The organism is Fundicoccus sp. Sow4_F4, from assembly GCF_052116145.1.
Lineage (GTDB): Bacteria > Bacillota > Bacilli > Lactobacillales > Aerococcaceae > Fundicoccus.
This window is the reverse complement of sequence record NZ_JBQKLQ010000025.1, coordinates 1-379: the sequence shown is the minus strand read 5'-3', so window position 1 is coordinate 379 and position 379 is coordinate 1. Positions and strand designations below refer to the sequence as shown.

The 379-nt window shown below is 34.0% G+C and carries 1 rRNA gene; it reads left to right on the top strand.

The annotated features are described in order from the left end of the window. A 16S ribosomal RNA gene (locus ACTQ5J_RS13525) occupies nt 1–51 on the top strand; the annotation flags it as partial. Nucleotides 52–379 lie beyond the last annotated feature (328 nt).

The following is a 379-nucleotide window of genomic DNA, read 5'->3' as shown; positions in this document are numbered from 1 at the left end:
AAGTCGTAACAAGGTAGCCGTATCGGAAGGTGCGGCTGGATCACCTCCTTTCTAAGGAGTATAGGAATCTTACCAAGTGGCTATTATCTTTGTTTAGTTTTGAGTGAGCTTTAATCGCAAGATTAGAGAGACTCAAATTTTTTGTCTTTAAGTGTTGAATCAATGCTTTTTGACAAGGTGATCATTGAAAACTGAATACTCAAACAAAATCCTATTAGAATTGATTCAATGCGAGTCAAGACTAATAGAACCAAAATTATAATTTCAAAAAAGATATAATTAAACCGAGAATTGACCGAGTCTATAGCAATATAGATGAAATAAAGCAAGACCAAGTAATAAACCGATACGAAAGTATCAGCGCAAAAATGTGGTTAAG